The organism is Halomonas alkalisoli, assembly GCF_021412585.1.
GTDB lineage: Bacteria > Pseudomonadota > Gammaproteobacteria > Pseudomonadales > Halomonadaceae > Halomonas > Halomonas alkalisoli.
The window spans coordinates 120,644-137,259 of sequence record NZ_JAKCMI010000044.1 but is presented as its reverse complement, the minus strand read 5'-3'; the positions used below and the strand labels follow the sequence as shown (position 1 = coordinate 137,259).

Below are 16,616 nucleotides of genomic sequence, written 5' to 3'. Positions count from 1 at the left end.
TGCCGAAGAAACCCTACCCCTGCCAAAGTCGTAGAAATAGAACCTTGCCAAACAGTATGAATCGTTCCAGCATGAAAATCACCAGGTGACACGATTCAGCCAAGCCTGAAACCACCAACTCGGTGGCAGTCGCGTCGCCGCGAAATCTATCGGGAGGCCATCCATGTTGACCCTTCATCAGGACGATGTACTGCTCGCCTGCCATGCCGAAGACTGGCGTGGCGCACTGGAGCAGGCCGCCGAGGCGCTGCATAGGGCTGGACTCACCTCGCCCGGCTACCGTGAGGGATTGTTCGCCCGCGAGGCCCAGTCCTCTACCTATCTGGGCAATGCCATCGCCATCCCCCACGGTACGCCACAAAGCCGCGAACACGTGCAGGCCACCGGCGTCCGGGTACTGCAATTCCCGGCCGGGGTCGACTGGCACGACGGCCAGCGCGTCCACGTGCTCGTGGCCATCGCCGCAAGAAGCGACGAGCACCTGGACATCCTGCGCCAGCTCACCCATGTCCTCGACGATGACAGCGTAGCCGAGCGACTCGCCGCGGCAGGCTCGGGTAACGAGATCGCCGCCCTGCTGTCGAAGGCTGTCGTGGATGCGCGCCTCGACGGCGACACCCTGTGCCTCGGCTTTCCCGCCCGCGATGCCCGTGAGCTGGCCCTGGCCGGTGCCGCCCGCCTGCGCCAGCTCGGCTGCGTGGGCGACGGCTTCATCGCCGCCATCGCCGAGCACGCCCCACGTCACCTGGGACAGGGGCTATGGCTGGCTTCGAGCGGAAGCAGCGTCGAGGTTCCCGCACTGGCCCTGGCCACACCCGAGCACCCGCTGAAGGAGGCCGGCGAGACGGTCAACGGCCTGTTCTGCCTGGCCGCTCATGGCGAGGCCCACCGCGGCCTGCTGGAGTGCATCCTGAGGCTGCTCGAGCGCGGTAGTGCAGGCGAGCTGCAGGGGGCCGATGCGGCCACCATACTGGCCCGGCTGGCCGGGGAGTCCGCCACCGCCCACACCCGGCTCGCGCGGGTACTCAATGCCCATGGGCTGCACGCCCGCCCCGCCAAGCAGCTGGTCCAGGTCGCCCGCTCCCAGGCTGTTCCCATCCGCGTGCGACTGGCCGAGGGCGGCTTCGATGCGGTATCGGCAAGCAGCCTGACCAAGGTGATCAACCTCGGTGCCCGCCGCGGCCAGCAGCTGGCCTTTTCCGCCGAGGGAGACGGCGCCGTGGCGGCACTCGACGCCGTGTGCCAGGCCGTGGCGGACGGCCTCGGTGAACAGGTTCTGCCGTTCGACGAGAGCCGCGAGCGCATCACGCCGCAGGCCGCTGCCGCGCCCGCAGAACCGCTGCCCGACGACACGTCTCATCCTGGCGTGGCGGCCTCTCCGGGGCTGGCCATCGCCCCGGTCTTCGTGCTGCAGACGCCTCGCTTCGACTATCCCGAGCGCGCCGCTGACCCAAGTGCGGAGACACAGCGACTGGAGCGGGCGATTCGCCAGGGCGCCGTCCAGCTTGAGACGCTGGTCCAGCAGGCGCGTGGCGGCGAGGTGGCCCAGATCCTCTCCATGCACGAGGAGATGCTCTGCGACCCCGAGCTGTACCAGGCCGCCCACGAAGGTATCAGCGAAGGCCGCTCCGCCGAAGCCGCCTGGTGGGATGCCATCGAGACCGCTGCCCACGCCCAAGAAATGCTCGCCGACCGGCTGCTCGCCGAGCGCGCCGCCGACCTGCGCGACGTGGGGCGCCGAGTGCTGGGTATCCTGTGCAACGTCACCCTGCCCGCCCCGCCCACCACCCCCTACATTCTGGTCACCGACGATATCGGCCCCTCCGACGTGGCGCGCCTCGACACCAGCCTGGTGCGCGGCCTGCTCACCGCCCGCGGCGGTGCAACGGCCCACAGTGCCATCCTCGCCCGGGCGCTGGGCATTCCAGCCGTGGTCGGTGCCGGCGCGCGAGTGCTGACCCTCGCCGACGGTACCGAACTGATTCTCGACGGCGAGCGTGGCCGCATCACGCCGACACCCTCGGCCGAACGTCGCCAGGCCGCCGAACAGCGGCTGGCCGAGCGCCAGCTGCGGGAGGCCGCGGCCTGGGATACCCGCTTCGAGGAGGCCCGCACCCGCTGCGGGCAGCGCGTCGAGGTCGCCGCCAACCTGGGCAATACCGTCCATGCCGCCGACGCCGTGGAGCGCGGCGCCGAGGGCGTGGGGCTGCTGCGCACCGAATTTCTGTTCATGGCCCATGCCCAGGAGCCGGATCTCGCCACCCAGATTGACGAGTACCGTGAAGCCCTCGACGCGCTGGACGGCCGCCCGCTGGTCGCACGCACCCTGGATGTTGGCGGCGACAAGCCGCTGCCCTACTGGCCGATGCCCAAGGAGGACAATCCCTTTCTCGGCCTGCGTGGCATCCGCCTGATGCTGACCCGGCCCGAGGTCCTCGAGACCCAGCTGCGCGCCCTGCTGCTCGCGGCTGCGCCCGTCCCTGGAAAGCCCCGCCCGCTGCGCATCATGCTGCCGATGATCAAGGACATCGCCGAATTCCGCGCGGCCAGGGCCATCTTCGATCGACTGCTCGAGGAGATCCCCGAAGCCGAGCGTGCCAGCGACGTGCAACTCGGGATCATGATCGAAGTCCCCTCGGCCGCCCTGCTCGCGCCGGCACTGGCCGCCGAGGTCGACTTCTTCTCGGTGGGCACCAACGACCTGACCCAGTACACCCTGGCCATCGACCGCGACCACCCGGAACTCTCCGCCCAGGCCGACGGCCTGCATCCTGCGGTATTGCGCCTGATCGAGATGACCGTCACGGCAGCCCACGCCCACGGCAAGTGGGTCGGGGTGTGCGGCGAACTGGCCAGCGATCCCATGGCGGTACCGGTACTGGTGGGCCTGGGCGTCGACGAGCTCTCGGTGAGCGCTCGCCAGGTGCCACTGGTCAAGGCGCGGCTACGTGAATTCGACCTCGAGGATGCCCGCACCCAGGCCGATCTCGCCCTGGCCCAGGCCACCAGTACGGCGGTTCGCGACGCCCTGGAGGTTCGCTGATGGCGCGCATCCTCACGCTGACGCTGAATCCGGCCCTGGACCTCTCCATCGGCATGGATCGGCTGGTACCCGGCGAGGTCAACCGCACTCGCGAGACGCACCTGACGGCAGCCGGCAAGGGGGTCAACGTCGCCCGGGTACTGGTCGGCCTCGGCCACGACGTGACGGTTTCCGGCTTTCTCGGCGGCGATAACGATGGCCCCTTCCTGCGCGCCTTCGAGGCGATGGGCGTGGTGGACGCCTTCCTGCGCGTGCCCGGCGAAACCCGTATCAACGCCAAGCTCGCCGAGGCCGATGGACGGGTCACCGATATCAACGGCCCGGGCGCCACCATCGACGCCAGCGCCTGGCAGCATCTGCTGGCGTGGCTCGACGAGCTCATCGCCGATCCGTCGCGCCGCCCCGCCGCGGTGGTGATCGCCGGCAGCCTGCCACCCGGGGTCACGCCCGTCGACCTCGCCGAGCTGATCGTCCGGCTACGCCGGGCCGGCCTGCCGGTGTGGGCCGACACCAGCGGCGAGGCATTGATCCAGGCCATCGCCGCCCGTCCCACGGCGGTGAAACCCAACGAGCAGGAGCTGGCCGCCTGGGCCGGGGGCGCCCTGGACACCGCCGAGGCATGGCTGCGCGGGGCGCTACGGCTCTATGCCAGCGGGGTCGAGGAGGCGGTGGTTTCCTCCGGCCCTGCCGGCGTGCTGTGGGTGAGCCAGCGCGGCGCCTGGCAGGCCACGCCACCCCGCCTGACCGTGGCCAGCACCGTGGGCGCCGGCGACACCCTGCTCGCCGGCCTGCTGCACGGGGTGATTTCCGGTCACTCACCGGAACAGGCACTGCGCCTGGCCACGGCACTCTCCGCCGAATCCGTTCGCCATGTCGGGGTCGGTAACCCCCACGCCGACGACCTACCACAGCTTCAACAACAAACCCGCGTGCGTCGCCTCAATGACGTAGACGCTGGAGGAGCCCTCGCATGAACGTCATTCTCATCACTGCCTGTCCCAGCGGCATGGCCACTTCATTCCTTGCCGCCCGCCGCCTCGAACAGGCTGCCCGACGCCTCGGTTGGCAGGCGAACGTCGAGATGCACAGCGAACTCGAAGCGCTGCAGCCCGTTTCGGCGGAGGCCATCGCCGCGGCCGATCTGATCGTGGTCGCTGCCGACAGCGTTCCCGCGCCTCAGCGTTTTCGCGACAAGCGCCTGTTTCAGGCGCCCATCCATGAAGCGCTGCCTGACCCGAAGGCCTTTCTCGAGCGGGCCAGCCGCGAGGCAGGCGAGTACGTGCCCCCCACCGAAGCCGCGGCAACGAACCCGGCGCCGGCCGCCGGCGGCCGCCGGATCGTCGCCGTAACCGCCTGCCCCACCGGCGTGGCGCATACCTTCATGGCCGCCGAGGCATTGAGCCAAGCGGGTAAGGCGCTGGGCCACGCGATCCGGGTCGAGACCCAGGGGTCCGTCGGCGCCCAGGACAAGCTCACCGACGAGGAGATCGCCGAGGCCGACCTGGTGATCCTGGCCTGCGATATCGAGGTGGACCCCACCCGCTTCGCCGGCAAGCGCATCTACCGCACCTCAACCGGCAACGCACTGAAGAAGGCCAAGCCCACCATCGAGGCGGCCCTGGAAAACGCCGCGGTGGAGAGTGCCGGCGGCGCCCCTGGCGGCGCGTCCAACAGCGCCAAGAAGAGCCTCAAGGAGGTGGGGGTCTACAAGCACCTGCTCACCGGGGTCTCCTTCATGCTGCCCATGGTGGTGGCCGGGGGCCTGCTGATCGCGCTCTCCTTCGTGTTCGGTATCGAGGCCTTCCAGGAGGAGGGCACCCTGGCAGCCGCGCTGATGCAGATCGGCGGCGGCACCGCCTTTGCCCTGATGATCCCGGTGCTGGCCGGCTATATCGCCTACTCCATCGCCGACCGCCCCGGCATCGCCCCGGGCATGATCGGCGGCATGCTGGCGGCCAATATCGAGGCCGGCTTCATCGGCGGGATCCTGGCCGGCTTCCTGGCCGGCTATGTGGCCTTGGCGGTGGCGCGACACGTCAAGCTGCCCTCCAGCGTCGAATCGCTCAAGCCGATCCTGATCATCCCCCTGGTGGCGAGCCTGGTCACCGGCCTGACCATGATCTACGTGATCGGCGAGCCGGTGGCCGCGATTCTCGCCGGCCTGACCAGCTTCCTGGCCGGCATGGACGCCACCAACGCCGTGCTGCTCGGCATCCTGCTCGGCGCCATGATGTGCTTCGACCTGGGTGGGCCGGTCAACAAGGCCGCCTACACCTTCGGCGTCGGCCTGCTGGCCTCCCAGACCTATGCGCCCATGGCGGCGATCATGGCCGCCGGCATGGTCCCGGCCATCGGCATGGGCATCGCCAGCTTCGTCGCCCGCAACAAGTTCTCCGAACCGGAGCGCGAGGCGGGCAAGGCCTCATTCGTTCTTGGATTGTGCTTTATCAGCGAGGGCGCCATCCCCTTCGCCGCCAAAGATCCGCTGCGGGTGATTCCCGCCTGCATCGCCGGCGGCGCAATTACCGGCGCCCTCTCCATGCTGGTCGGTGCGCAGCTGATGGCACCCCATGGCGGCATCTTCGTACTGATGATCCCCAACGCCATCACCCCGGTACTGCTCTATATCGCGGCCATCGTCGTCGGCTCACTGGTCACCGGACTGGGCTATGCCGCGATCAAGCGCGGCGCCGCCCCGGTGGCCGTCGCCGCCAATGCCTGACAGGCCCCGTTGCCCGGACGAAAAAAGCCCGGACGACAGAAAGCCAGACAAAAAAAAGCCCGGCCACAAGGCCGGGCATAAAGACAGCAGTTGGCTGTCGAGAGAGCACGGAACAACAGGGTGAATCAATGATGGAAGCGCTCGGCGGCTTCACGGGCCAGAGAACGAATGGCGTCCCAGTCCTCGGCATCGACCAGCGACTTGGGGGTCAGCCAGGAACCGCCGACGCACATCACGTTTTTCAAGGCCAGGTAGTCCTCGGCGTTGTTCACGCCGATCCCACCGGTGGGGCAGAAACGCGCTTCGGGGATCGGGCCGGCAAAGGCCTTGAGCGCCTTCACCCCACCGCTGGCCTCGGCAGGAAAGAACTTGAAGCGCCGGTAGCCGTACTGCCAGCCAGTCATCAGCTCGGACACGGTGGCAACGCCGGGCAGCATGGGTACCGGGCTGGTCACGCCGTAGCGATAGAGCGCCTCGGTGGTTCCCGGGGTCACCACGAAGTCGGCGCCGGCCTGCTCGGCCTGGCGATACTGGGCCGGCGTCAGCACGGTGCCCACGCCGATGCTGGCCTGGGGCAGCGCCTCGCAGAGCCGGCGGATCGCCTCCAGGGCACAGTCGGTGCGCAGTGTCACCTCCAGCACGGTCAAACCGCCCTCCACCAGGGCACGCCCCAGGGGCACGGCATCTTCCAGCCGCTCGATGGCCAGCACCGGGATCACCTCCGCCTTGAGACAGATGCTGTCGAGTTCGGTGGTCCGGGTCGAGGGAAGCTGTTTTTCGATGGTCATGAGCAAGCACTCCAAAAAAGTCGGCCAGAAACGATCAGGGGGCCCAGTAGACGGCCAGCGGACAGGACAGAAAGGCGCGAATGGGGAGTTCGCGGAGGTCGTCACCGGCCAGTGCACGGGCCAGAACGCTGCGCTTGTCGCCGCCCGTGATATGCAGGACATGGCGGCGGGCCTGGTGCAACCGATCGGCGCTGAGGGTAATACGCGCCTGTGGCTGGCTCGGGGAGCGCACCGCGACGACGGGCTCGGCGGTGGAGAGCGCCAGGTCGAGCTCGCGGCTATCGGGAAACAGCGATGCCGTATGGCCATCCCCACCCATTCCCAGCACCACCAGGCTGGCGGGCCAGCTCAGCGTTTCGATGCGCCGGGCAACCGCCTCGACGCCCTGCTCGGGCGTCTCGTCGTCGGTGACGAGAGAGATGAAATTGGCCGCCGCCGCCGGCCCCACCAGTAGATGCTCCCTCACCAGTTTGGCATTGCTCGCCGCGGCGGACTCGGGAACCCAGCGCTCGTCAGCCAGGGTCACGTCGATCCGCGACCAGGGAAGGTCCCGCGCGGCCAGGGCCTGGAAGAATGGCACCGGGGTCGACCCGCCAGAGAGGACCAGCAGGACGCGTTCCTGCCGGGCCAGATCCTGCTTCAGCGCCTCGGCAGTCGCTTCGGCGAGCTGTTCGGCGAGTTGATCGCGGGGCTTGGCATCAGATATCGGCATGTCAGTAGTCCTCGTACCAGCTGCGTCCATCCTGGGTGATCATGGCGATGGATGCGACCGGCCCCCAGGAGCCTGCCGGGTAGCGCCGGGGCGGATCGCCCAGGCCCTTCCATGCCGCAATCAGGCTATCGCACCAGTGCCAGGCGTGCTCGACTTCGTCGCGACGCACGAAGAGGTACTGCTGCCCCTTCATCACCTCGAGCAGCAAGCGCTCGTAGGCATCGGGTATCCGTGCCTTGGGAAAGGCGCTGCCGAAGTCCAGATGCAGCGGCCCCCGGCGCAGGCGCATGCCCCTGTCCAGGCCGCTGTCCTTGGTCAGCACTTCCAGGGCGATACCCTCGTCGGGCTGCAGGCGGATGACCAGCTTGTTGGCGGCCAGGTTGCGCTGGTCCGGATCGAAGATATAGTGCGGCTGCTGGCGGAAGTGAATGACGATCTGCGACAGCTTCTCCGGCATGCGCTTGCCGGTTCGCAGGTAGAAGGGCACGCCGGCCCAGCGCCAGTTGGAGACGCCGGTCTTCATCGCCACGAAGGTTTCGGTCTCGCTCTCGCGATTGGCGCCCTCCTCCTCCAGGTAGCCGGGCACGCCATGGCCGTCGATGGAGCCCGCGATGTACTGGCCACGCACCACGTCGCGCCCCAGGGCATTTTCGCTGAAGGGCTCCAGCGCCTTGAGCACCTTGACCTTCTCGTCACGGATGGCGTCGGCATCCAGGTTGGCCGGCGGATCCATGGCGATCAGGCAGACCAGCTGCAACAGGTGGTTCTGGACCATGTCGCGCAGCTGTCCCGCCTTGTCGAAGTAGCCCCAGCGACCCTCGATGCCGACCTGTTCGGCCACGGTGATCTCGACGTGGGAGATATTGTTCTGGTTCCACTGGGTGCCGAACAGCGGATTGGCGAAGCGCAGGGCGATCAGGTTCTGGACCGTCTCCTTGCCCAGGTAGTGATCGATGCGATAGACGCGGGACTCGGGAAACACCGAGCCGATAGCGTCATTGATCTCGCAGGAGGTCTCGTAGTCGTAGCCGATCGGCTTTTCGACCACGACCCGCGACAGCTCATCCAGGCTGCCACTGCCCTGCAGATGCTGGCAGATTTCGCCATAGAGGCTGGCCGGCACCGCCAGATAGACCACCAAGGGACAGATTACGGTCTCGTGGCGGACGGCCGAGCGCCACTCGGCGATGGCCTGATAGCCTTCGGCAGTACCGAAGTCCAGCTGCAGGTAATCGAGGCGCGCCATGAAGCGCTTGAGCACCTCGCGATCCAGTTCGCTGCTCTTGACGTAGGTCTGCAGCGCCTCGGCGACCCGCTTGCGGAAGCCTTCGGCCTTCAGCTCCTGCCGAGCCAGGCCGAGAATGCGAGTGTCTTCGTGCAGCAGGCCCTCCCGATCCAGATGGTAGAGCGCAGGATAGAGCTTGCGCAGCGAGAGATCGCCCAGGCCACCGAAGAGAGCCAGGTCGATGACTGCCCGGCTGTCGTCTTCCAGCCGCTTGTGTGAGTTCATGCACGCCCCCATCTGGTTAACTTACTAAAAAAATACGCCATGAAAGCACCGCAGGGCAAGTTTATTCTGTAATATTACGATAAAAAGGCCTTTGACCTCTATCGCTGTTCGCCTCCTAACGAGGGTTCGCGATAGGATAGCGATCAAAATGTTGTTAAATCACCACATCACCCAACTGCTTGGCGCATCGCGTCATGCCGTCACGGAGAGCCCGACCCCACATGGCCAATCACGACCTGCTCCAGCGTATTCGTCAACGCCTCGAAGAGCTGAACCGCTCCGAGCGCAAGGTCGCGGACGTCATCCTTGCCGATCCATCCCGGGCTACCGGCTTGAGCATAGCCAGCCTGGCACAGGCCGCCTCGGTCAGCGAACCCACCGTCAACCGCTTCTGTCGCAGCTTCGATGCCAAGGGCTACCCGGACTTCAAGATCAAGCTAGCCCAGAGTCTGGCCGGCGGCACGCCCTACGTCAGCCAGGCGGTAGAACCTGGCGACGGCGCCACCGAATACACCGGCAAGATATTTGGCGCCACCATCGCTGCGCTGGACGAGGCCAGCCGTGAACTCGACCCGGCACGCATCGAGCGCGTGGTGGACTACCTGATCCAGGCCAAGCAGATCCACTTCTTCGGCCTCGGCGCCTCGGGGGCGGTGGCCCAGGATGCCCAGCACAAGTTCTTTCGCTTCAACCTGCCGGTCACGTCCTACGTGGACGTACTGATGCAACGCATGGTCGCCGCCGCCTGCCATACCGGCGACGTGGTGGTGGTGATCTCCTGGACCGGCCGCACCCGGGAGCTGGTCGACATCGCACGACTGGCCCGCGAGAGTGGCGCCGTGGTGCTCGGCATCACCGCACCTGACTCGCCGCTGGCCAGGGAGTGCACCGAAACCCTGGAGGTCGCTACCCCCGAGGACACCGACGTCTACATGCCGATGACCTCGCGAATGATCCAGCTCACCCTGATCGACGTGCTGGCCACCGGGGTCACCCTGCGTCGCGGCGAGGACTTCCTGCCGCATCTGAAGAAGATAAAGGACAGCCTGCTGGAGACGCGCTACCCGGTCGGCTAGGAAGCTGTCGGAGCGCCGCGCAGCCGTAGCTCAGGATACATTGGAGACGACGAGGGCGGTGACGGTGACCTCCACCTTCAGTTCGTCAGCGGGCATGGGCGCGCAGACGCAGGTGCGGGCCGGGGCGTGGCCGGTGGGCACCCAGGCATCCCATACCGCGTTCATGGCGGCAAAGTCATGGCCATCCTTGAGATAGATGGTGGCCGTCAGCAGGTGCTCGCGGTCGGAGCCGATCTCCTTGAGCAGCTCATCGACCCGCGCCAGCATGCTCTCCGTCTGGGCGGTGATGTCGCCCTGGCGCGCCTCGGGCCCGGCGACCTGGCCACAGAGATAGGCGATGCCGTTGTGGATCACGGCGCGGCTCATGCGGGCCTTGGTGTCGTGGCGAACGATGGACATCATGTTCTCCCTTGTTGAAGTGGTTGCCTATTCAGCAGGCTTTGCGTGAAAACGCAGTGATGCATCGCAAACCCGATTGGGCTTGGCTGCCGTTGTTCAGCGCAACAGCAAGACCGGCACGCTGGCCCGTCGCAGCATCGCCGTGGTGGTGCTGCCCACCAGCAGGTGGCGGATACGCGAGTGGCCGTAGGCGCCCATCACCAGCATGTCGATGGCATGCTCCTGTTTATAGGTGCGCAGGGTCTCCTCTACCTCGCCGGCACGAATCGCCCCTTCGGCCTGGTGACCGGCATCACGCAGCGTCTTCAGTGCCCAGTCGAGCTGGGAACGATTGTCGCCGGTCTCGGCGCCGACGATCACCACATGGCAGGGAATGCCCTGGAACAGCGGGCTCTTGGCGATCATCTCCACGCCCTTGCGCGTGGTCTTGCTGCCATCGAAGGCTATCATCACCTGCTCGGGCGTCTTGAAGCCGTCCGGTACCATCAGGATGGGGCGATGCAGGGTACGCACCACCCGCTCCAGGTTGGAGCCCAGATGGTCGGCGGCCTGGTGGGCGGTTTCGCCGCGCTTTCCGATCACCAGCAGGCGGATCTCGTTTTCCAGCTCGCTGAGCGTCTCGACCAATGTCCCGTTGCGCTGGCGAGTGACGGGCTCGGCCACGCCAGCCTCGATGGCCCGCTCCTTGGCCGCCTTGAGCATCAGCCGCCCCTGCTCCTGGGCCACCTTGGCACGCTGCTCGTCGAGCTGAGAAAGTTCCTCGAGCAGATGCTCGCGGGACCCCAGGCCGATGTTCCCGGACAGATCCACTTCGGCAATCTGGGGATGATTGTCCACCACGTGCAGAAAGGTCAGCGGCGCCGCAAGCGTCTGGCTGGCCCAGGCGGCGTAGTCGCACACCCCCTCCGAGAACTGCGAGCCGTCGATGGCGGCCATTACCTGATCTGTCATCTTGTCGTTTCCCAAGCTGGCGTGGGTTGGCGACAGGCTTGTCGCGTGCCTGCCGTTACATACGTTCTACCACCATCGGGCCGCCACGTCACAGCACGGCCGCCCGAACACCGGATCAATGCCCGCCCATCAGTTTCTCGACGGCAGCCGGGTCGTCATGCACGGCATAGCGGTCGACGATGGTGGCACTCGCCTCGTTGAGCCCGATCAGCTCCACCTCGGTGCCCTCGCGGCGGAACTTGATCACCACACGATCCAGCGTCTGCACGGCGGTAATGTCCCAGAAATGCGCGCGGGAAAGATCGATGGTGACCTTCTGCACGGTTTCCTTGAAGTCGAAGGCGTTACCGAAGCGCTCGGAGGAGGCGAAGAACACCTGCCCTACCACCTTGTAGACCCGACGATTTCCCTCATCGGCTTCGTCGGAGCCGATGTAGAGGATATTGCCGACCTTGTTGGCGAAGTTCATGGCGGCGAGCAGCACGCCGACGAAGACCCCGATCGCCAGATTATGGGTCAGCACCGTGACAACGACGGTGGCCAGCATGACGATGTTGGTGCTCATCGGGTGCTGCTTGAGGTCACGGATCGAAGCCCAGCTGAAGGTACCGATGGAGACCATGATCATCACCGCCACCAGCGCCGCCATGGGAATCAGCGACACCCAGTCGGAAAGGAACACCACCAAGATCAGCAGCAAAACCCCGGCCACCAGGGTAGAGAGGCGACCTCGTCCCCCCGATTTCACGTTGATCACCGACTGGCCAATCATCGCACAGCCCGCCATGCCGCCGAGCAGGCCGGAGCCGATATTGGCGATGCCCTGGCCCTTGCACTCGCGGTTCTTGTCGCTGGTGGTATCGGTCAGGTCATCGACGATGGTGGCGGTCATCATCGACTCCAGCAGACCCACCACGGTCAGCATCAGCGAATAGGGCAGGATGATCCACAGGGTCTCGAAGTTCAGCGGCACGTCGGGCCACAGGAACATCGGCAGAGAGTCGGGTAGCTCACCCATGTCACCCACGGTGCGGATTTCCATGCCGGAAAGCAGGTAGACCCCGGTCAGCACCACGATGCACACCAGCGGCGAGGGAATCGACTTGCCGATCTTCGGCACATAGGGAAAGAGATAGATGATGCCGAGCCCGGCCAGGGTCATGACGTAGACGTGCCAGGTGACATTGGTGAGTTCCGGCAGCTGCGCCATGAAAATGAGGATCGCCAGGGCGTTGACGAAGCCCGTGACGACCGAGCGCGACACGAAGCGCATCAGCTCGGCCAGCCTGAGATAACCCGCGACGATCTGCAGCACGCCGGTGAGCAGCGTGGCCGCCAGCAGGTATTCGAGGCCATGGTCGCGCACCAGGGTCACCATCAGCAGTGCCATGGCACCGGTGGCGGCAGAGATCATGCCCGGCCGGCCGCCGGTGAAGGCGATGACCACCGCGATACAGAAGGAGGCGTAGAGGCCGACCTTGGGGTCGACACCGGCGATGATCGAGAAGGCGATGGCCTCGGGAATCAACGCCAATGCGACGACGATACCGGCGAGGGTATCGCCCTTGATATTGGAGAACCAAGTCTGCTTGATGGATTCGTACATGCTATTGCCCAGTCGATGGTTATAGTCGTGCCGTCAGGCGCCAGGGTCTTGTCTCGAGCGCCACGCCAAGGCCACACCGGTTCGGTCCGGTGCGGTGCATCAGGGTCGTCGCGTTTCGGGTCATGCAGATTGGGCGCGGGGCGCCCATGGCGTTGCGGGCAGTGTGCCGAATGGAACGGCCCACCAGCCGGAAACCGGGGGAGGTGATTGCGCTAGGGTGGCGTGGCCAGCCCTGTCAGGAGGGTATGCACGTTGATATCGTTCCTTGCTCTTTTATTGCAGGGCCGGGCGTCGACTTCGATCATACCTCGACTTTCGTCTTAATAACGGCCCTGACATGAGCGGCGAAGTCTATCAGAAAGGATGCTGCGCTGCACCCTGGGCACGAAGCCGCCGCTCGAGCTGGCGCTCGTATAGCCCCTTGGCCAGCAGGGTGCCCAGCACCAGGCTACCCCCGAGCAGGGCCACCGGCGCGGGCCGCTCGGCGAGCAGCCACCACACCCACAGCGTGCCCGCCACCACTTCCAGCAGCATCAGCAGGCCCACTTCAGCGGCAGGCAGGTAGAGCGGCCCGCGCTGGATCAGGGTGAAACCCAGCGGCAGCAGCACCAGGCAGAGCAGTACCAGCAGCAGCAGGCTGTCGGTGGGGGGCAATGACAGGCTGCCGGTGGCCATGCCGAACAGGCCCGCCACGGCGGCCACGATCAGTCCCGACAGGGTCAACATGGGGCTCATGTCGATGCCGGGGCGGGTGCGACAGAGGGTAAAGTTGGCGGCCAGGGCAGTGGCGGCCAGTAGCGCGAAGCCGTTGCCGATCCACGAACCGGCACCGGCATCGTCGAGCACGATCAGTGAGGTCCCCAGCAGGCAGAGCCAGATCGCCAGCCAGGTCCGCCGTGGGAGGTGCTCCTTGAGGAAGAGCCGCGACAGCAGCGCCGCAATCAAGGGCGCACCGGCCAGGATCATCAATACATTGCCGCCCTTGGTGTACTGATTGCCCAGCACGAAACCGAAGGTGGAGAAGCTGAACAGCACAGCGACACCGATACCGGTCCAGCCGCAGCGCCGATAGGCCTCGATGAAGCCATGCCCATGGCGCGCGGCGACGATGGCGATGAAGCCCAAGGCGGTCAGCAGGCCACGCCAGACCAGGATGTCCGCATCCGGCAAGCCGATCAGCTTGATCAGCAGCGCATCGGGGGAAATGATCAGCGCACCGCCGCCGGTCAGCAACAGCCCCTGCTGGCGGTGCGATAGGGAGTGAATCAAGGCGACCTCGCTGTCGGTGGGTCGCCTAGAGGTGTGCCCATGGCAGTAAGGTCAGGTGGCGTCACTGCTGCCCTGCTCGCCACTGCCCTGTTCGCTGCCGCCCTGGGCGCTCCTATCGGCCCGCGCCTGAGCGGCCGGTGACGCCTTCAGGTGCCGGAACGCCTCCATGATGTCCATGGGCAAGGGGAACACGATGGTGGAGGCATTCTTGTTGCTCATGTCGCTCATGGTCTGCAGGTAGCGAAGCTGTAGCGCCGCCGAGTTCTCGGCCATGACGTTGGCCGCCTCGACCAGCTTCCTGGACGCCTGCAACTCACCCTCGGCGTGGATCACCTTGGCGCGGCGCTCACGCTCGGCCTCGGCCTGGCGGGCAATGGCGCGAATCATGCTCTCGTCGAGATCGACATGCTTGATCTCGACGTTGGCCACCTTGATGCCCCACTCCTCGGTCTGGGCATCGATGATCTCCTGGATATCGTCGTTGAGCTTGTCACGCTCGGAGAGCATCTCGTCCAGGTCATGCTTGCCCAGCACCGAACGTAGCGTGGTCTGGGACAGCTGGCTGGTGGCAACGGTGAAATTCTCGACCTGGATGATCGCCTTCTCCGGATCGACCACCCGGAAGTAGAGCACCGCGTTGACCTTGACGGTGACGTTGTCCTGGGAGATGACGTCCTGCTCCGGCACGTCCATGGTGATCACGCGCAGGTCCACCAGGGTCATCTGCTGGATACCGGGAATCACGATGATCAGACCGGGCCCCTTGACCGCCTGGAAGCGACCCAGAAAGAACACGACGCCCCGCTTGTACTCGGGCAGGATGCGGATCGATGCGGCGATCAGCATGAGAACCAGTACCACTGGCACGAGATAGGAAATCAGCATGGTCCATCTCCTTGGTATCGCTAAGGCTGAGTTGTATCGGTACTTTCAGCAGTCAAGTATCGCAGCGGTTCAGGTATCGACAGGCTCCACGACCAGGGTCAACCCCTCGACCGCGACGACCCTGACGACCTGATCCTTGTGCAGCGGGCTGGTGCTGCGGGCGTTCCAGCGCTCCCCCTTCACACGAACATGGCCACGGCCCTCGAAGCGCTCGAGCGCTCGCCCCTGGCTGCCGAGCAGCTGTTCATGACCGGTCCTGACCGGTCGTCGGCGCAGCCCCATGAAGCGCGTCAGTGTCCACAGCATGAAGATCGCCGCCACCAGCGCGATGCCGCCGATCAACGGCAGCGAGATTCTCAGGTTGTCTGCATCCATCAGCATCACCGATCCGATCACGAAGGCGACGATGCCGCCCATCCCCAGAATGCCGAAGCTGGGCATCAAAGCCTCGCCCACGATCAGCGCCAGCCCTACCAGTATCAATGCCAGCCCCGCATAGTTGATCGGCAGCAGCTGAAAGGCGAAAAGCGCCAACAGCAGGCAGATTATGCCGATGGTGCCGGGAACCAGGCTGCCGGGATTGGACAGCTCGAAGATCAGCCCGTAGAAGCCGATGATCATCAGGAAGTAGGCGACATTGGGGTTGGTGATCACCTGCAGCAGCTGAGTGCGCCAGTCGGGGTCGAAGCGCTCGATGGTCAACTCGGCCGTATCCAGTGTCCGCTCGCCGTGCTCCATCACCACCTCGCGACCGTCGATCTGGGCCAGCAGATCCTCGATATCGACGGCCACCACGTCGATCACGTTCTTCTCCAATGCCTCGCGGGAGGTCAGATTGACCGCTTCGCGAACCGCCTCCTCGGCCCAGTCGGCGTTGCGACCGTGGCGTTCGGCCAGCCCGCGAATATAGTAGACGGCATCCTCGAGTACCTTGCGCTCCATGGCGGTTTCGCCACGGCGGCGCGTATCGGCGTCTTCCTCCTCTTCGGGAGCGGCCTCGTCTCCATTCGACTCGCCGTTGGCCCCCGCTTCCTCTTCGGCGCTGCCGTTACCGTTGCCATTGGCCTCACCGCCGGCCTCGTTGTCTTCCTCCCCAGCCCCGCTGCGGTCATTTTCGTCGTCCGGCTCATCCATGCCGGGGAAGCCGCCCCCAATCTGTACCGGCGTGGCCGACCCGAGATGGGTAGCAGGTGCCATGGCCGCAACATGGCTGCCGTAAAGGAGATAGGTACCGGCACTGGCGGCCCGGGAGCCACTGGGCGAGACATAGATAGCCACCGGTACCGGCGAGGTGAGCATGCTGCGGATCATGCTGCGCATGGTGGCGTCGAGCCCACCCGGGGTGTCCATCTGTACCACGACGAGTTCCGCATCGCGCTCGACGGCAAGTGCCAGGCCGCGCTGGAAATAGTCGCCGGTAGCTGGGCCGATGGCACCGTCGATGGTCATGACCAGGGCAACCCGCTCGCTCTCCTGTGCCTGCGTCTGCCAGGCCAGCAGCCCGCCGCCGAGAACCAGGCACAGCAGGCTGGTCAGCAGGAGAAAGCGATGAACGAAGGCAACCCGGCGTGTCCGCATGATGACTCTTCCTAGCTTGGCGTCCCGACGTAGCGAAAGCGGCCTCCCCCCAGAAGCATGCAATTCCTACTTCAGGT

13 protein-coding genes are annotated in these 16,616 nt (G+C 65.8%); 4 read left to right on the top strand and 9 right to left on the bottom strand.

Going from position 1 to position 16,616, the window contains the following annotated elements; all coding sequences use genetic code 11:
• The first annotated feature begins 163 nt into the window (after nucleotides 1-163).
• From ptsP to LY622_RS20655, 3 genes are read left to right on the top strand one after another with little or no spacing between them, the layout of a single operon-like run.
• On the top strand, nucleotides 164-3,043 hold the full coding sequence (gene ptsP / locus LY622_RS20665; RefSeq protein ID WP_234292616.1) for a phosphoenolpyruvate--protein phosphotransferase: 2,880 nt from the start codon (nucleotides 164-166) through the stop codon (nucleotides 3,041-3,043).
• Nucleotides 3,043-4,017, top strand: a complete 975-nt coding sequence (gene pfkB, locus LY622_RS20660; RefSeq protein ID WP_234292615.1) for a 1-phosphofructokinase — start codon at nucleotides 3,043-3,045, stop codon at nucleotides 4,015-4,017. The genes ptsP and pfkB overlap by 1 nt, the downstream gene beginning before the upstream one ends.
• A complete protein-coding gene (locus LY622_RS20655; RefSeq protein ID WP_234292614.1) occupies nucleotides 4,014-5,765 on the top strand; it encodes a PTS fructose-like transporter subunit IIB in 1,752 nt (583 codons plus the stop codon). Before pfkB ends, LY622_RS20655 begins: the two co-directional genes overlap by 4 nt.
• Before the next feature lie 125 nt (nucleotides 5,766-5,890).
• On the opposite strand, the gene LY622_RS20650 is transcribed toward LY622_RS20655, so the two are convergent.
• The 3 genes from LY622_RS20650 to zwf are packed head-to-tail and all read right to left on the bottom strand — an operon-like array spanning nucleotide 5,891 to nucleotide 8,775.
• Nucleotides 5,891-6,553 (bottom strand): bifunctional 4-hydroxy-2-oxoglutarate aldolase/2-dehydro-3-deoxy-phosphogluconate aldolase, encoded by a 663-nt coding sequence (locus LY622_RS20650; protein ID WP_234292613.1) that lies wholly within the window; start codon nucleotides 6,551-6,553, stop codon nucleotides 5,891-5,893.
• A 34-nt stretch (nucleotides 6,554-6,587) separates the two neighbouring features.
• Entirely contained in the window at nucleotides 6,588-7,265 is a 678-nt protein-coding gene (pgl, locus tag LY622_RS20645) for a 6-phosphogluconolactonase (RefSeq protein WP_234292612.1), read from the bottom strand.
• Between the two features lies 1 nt (nucleotide 7,266).
• Entirely contained in the window at nucleotides 7,267-8,775 is a 1,509-nt protein-coding gene (gene zwf, locus LY622_RS20640; protein WP_234292611.1) for a glucose-6-phosphate dehydrogenase, read from the bottom strand.
• Between the two features lie 221 nt (nucleotides 8,776-8,996).
• Here zwf and LY622_RS20635 point away from each other — a divergent pair, with 221 nt between their 5' ends.
• Nucleotides 8,997-9,851 (top strand): MurR/RpiR family transcriptional regulator, encoded by an 855-nt coding sequence (locus tag LY622_RS20635; protein WP_234292610.1) that lies wholly within the window; start codon nucleotides 8,997-8,999, stop codon nucleotides 9,849-9,851.
• A gap of 30 nt (nucleotides 9,852-9,881) precedes the next feature.
• Here the strand turns inward: LY622_RS20635 and LY622_RS20630 are convergent, their stop codons facing one another.
• The 6 genes from LY622_RS20630 to LY622_RS20605 form a co-directional block, all read right to left on the bottom strand.
• Nucleotides 9,882-10,250, bottom strand: a complete 369-nt coding sequence (locus LY622_RS20630) for a RidA family protein (RefSeq protein WP_234292609.1) — start codon at nucleotides 10,248-10,250, stop codon at nucleotides 9,882-9,884.
• 96 nt (nucleotides 10,251-10,346) lie between these two features.
• Nucleotides 10,347-11,201, bottom strand: coding sequence for a universal stress protein (locus LY622_RS20625; RefSeq protein WP_234292608.1), 855 nt, complete (start codon nucleotides 11,199-11,201; stop codon nucleotides 10,347-10,349).
• A gap of 115 nt (nucleotides 11,202-11,316) precedes the next feature.
• Entirely contained in the window at nucleotides 11,317-12,807 is a 1,491-nt protein-coding gene (locus tag LY622_RS20620) for a SulP family inorganic anion transporter (protein ID WP_234292607.1), read from the bottom strand.
• Between the two features lie 354 nt (nucleotides 12,808-13,161).
• A complete protein-coding gene (locus LY622_RS20615; protein WP_234292606.1) occupies nucleotides 13,162-14,076 on the bottom strand; it encodes a DMT family transporter in 915 nt (304 codons plus the stop codon).
• Nucleotides 14,077-14,127: 51 nt separating this feature from the next.
• A complete protein-coding gene (locus LY622_RS20610; protein ID WP_234292605.1) occupies nucleotides 14,128-14,961 on the bottom strand; it encodes a slipin family protein in 834 nt (277 codons plus the stop codon).
• A 69-nt stretch (nucleotides 14,962-15,030) separates the two neighbouring features.
• Complete coding sequence (locus tag LY622_RS20605) at nucleotides 15,031-16,539, bottom strand: NfeD family protein (protein ID WP_234292604.1); 1,509 nt, start codon at nucleotides 16,537-16,539, stop codon at nucleotides 15,031-15,033.
• Nucleotides 16,540-16,616: the final 77 nt, after the last annotated feature.

Coding starts and splice junctions, on each gene's coding strand:
- ptsP (WP_234292616.1), top strand. CDS start 164: ATGTTGACCCTTCATCAGGACGATGTACTGCTCGCCTGCCATGCCGAA.
- pfkB (WP_234292615.1), top strand. CDS start 3,043: ATGGCGCGCATCCTCACGCTGACGCTGAATCCGGCCCTGGACCTCTCC.
- LY622_RS20655 (WP_234292614.1), top strand. CDS start 4,014: ATGAACGTCATTCTCATCACTGCCTGTCCCAGCGGCATGGCCACTTCA.
- LY622_RS20650 (WP_234292613.1), bottom strand. CDS start 6,553: ATGACCATCGAAAAACAGCTTCCCTCGACCCGGACCACCGAACTCGAC.
- pgl (WP_234292612.1), bottom strand. CDS start 7,265: ATGCCGATATCTGATGCCAAGCCCCGCGATCAACTCGCCGAACAGCTC.
- zwf (WP_234292611.1), bottom strand. CDS start 8,775: ATGAACTCACACAAGCGGCTGGAAGACGACAGCCGGGCAGTCATCGAC.
- LY622_RS20635 (WP_234292610.1), top strand. CDS start 8,997: ATGGCCAATCACGACCTGCTCCAGCGTATTCGTCAACGCCTCGAAGAG.
- LY622_RS20630 (WP_234292609.1), bottom strand. CDS start 10,250: ATGTCCATCGTTCGCCACGACACCAAGGCCCGCATGAGCCGCGCCGTG.
- LY622_RS20625 (WP_234292608.1), bottom strand. CDS start 11,201: ATGACAGATCAGGTAATGGCCGCCATCGACGGCTCGCAGTTCTCGGAG.
- LY622_RS20620 (WP_234292607.1), bottom strand. CDS start 12,807: ATGTACGAATCCATCAAGCAGACTTGGTTCTCCAATATCAAGGGCGAT.
- LY622_RS20610 (WP_234292605.1), bottom strand. CDS start 14,961: ATGCTGATTTCCTATCTCGTGCCAGTGGTACTGGTTCTCATGCTGATC.
- LY622_RS20605 (WP_234292604.1), bottom strand. CDS start 16,539: ATGCGGACACGCCGGGTTGCCTTCGTTCATCGCTTTCTCCTGCTGACC.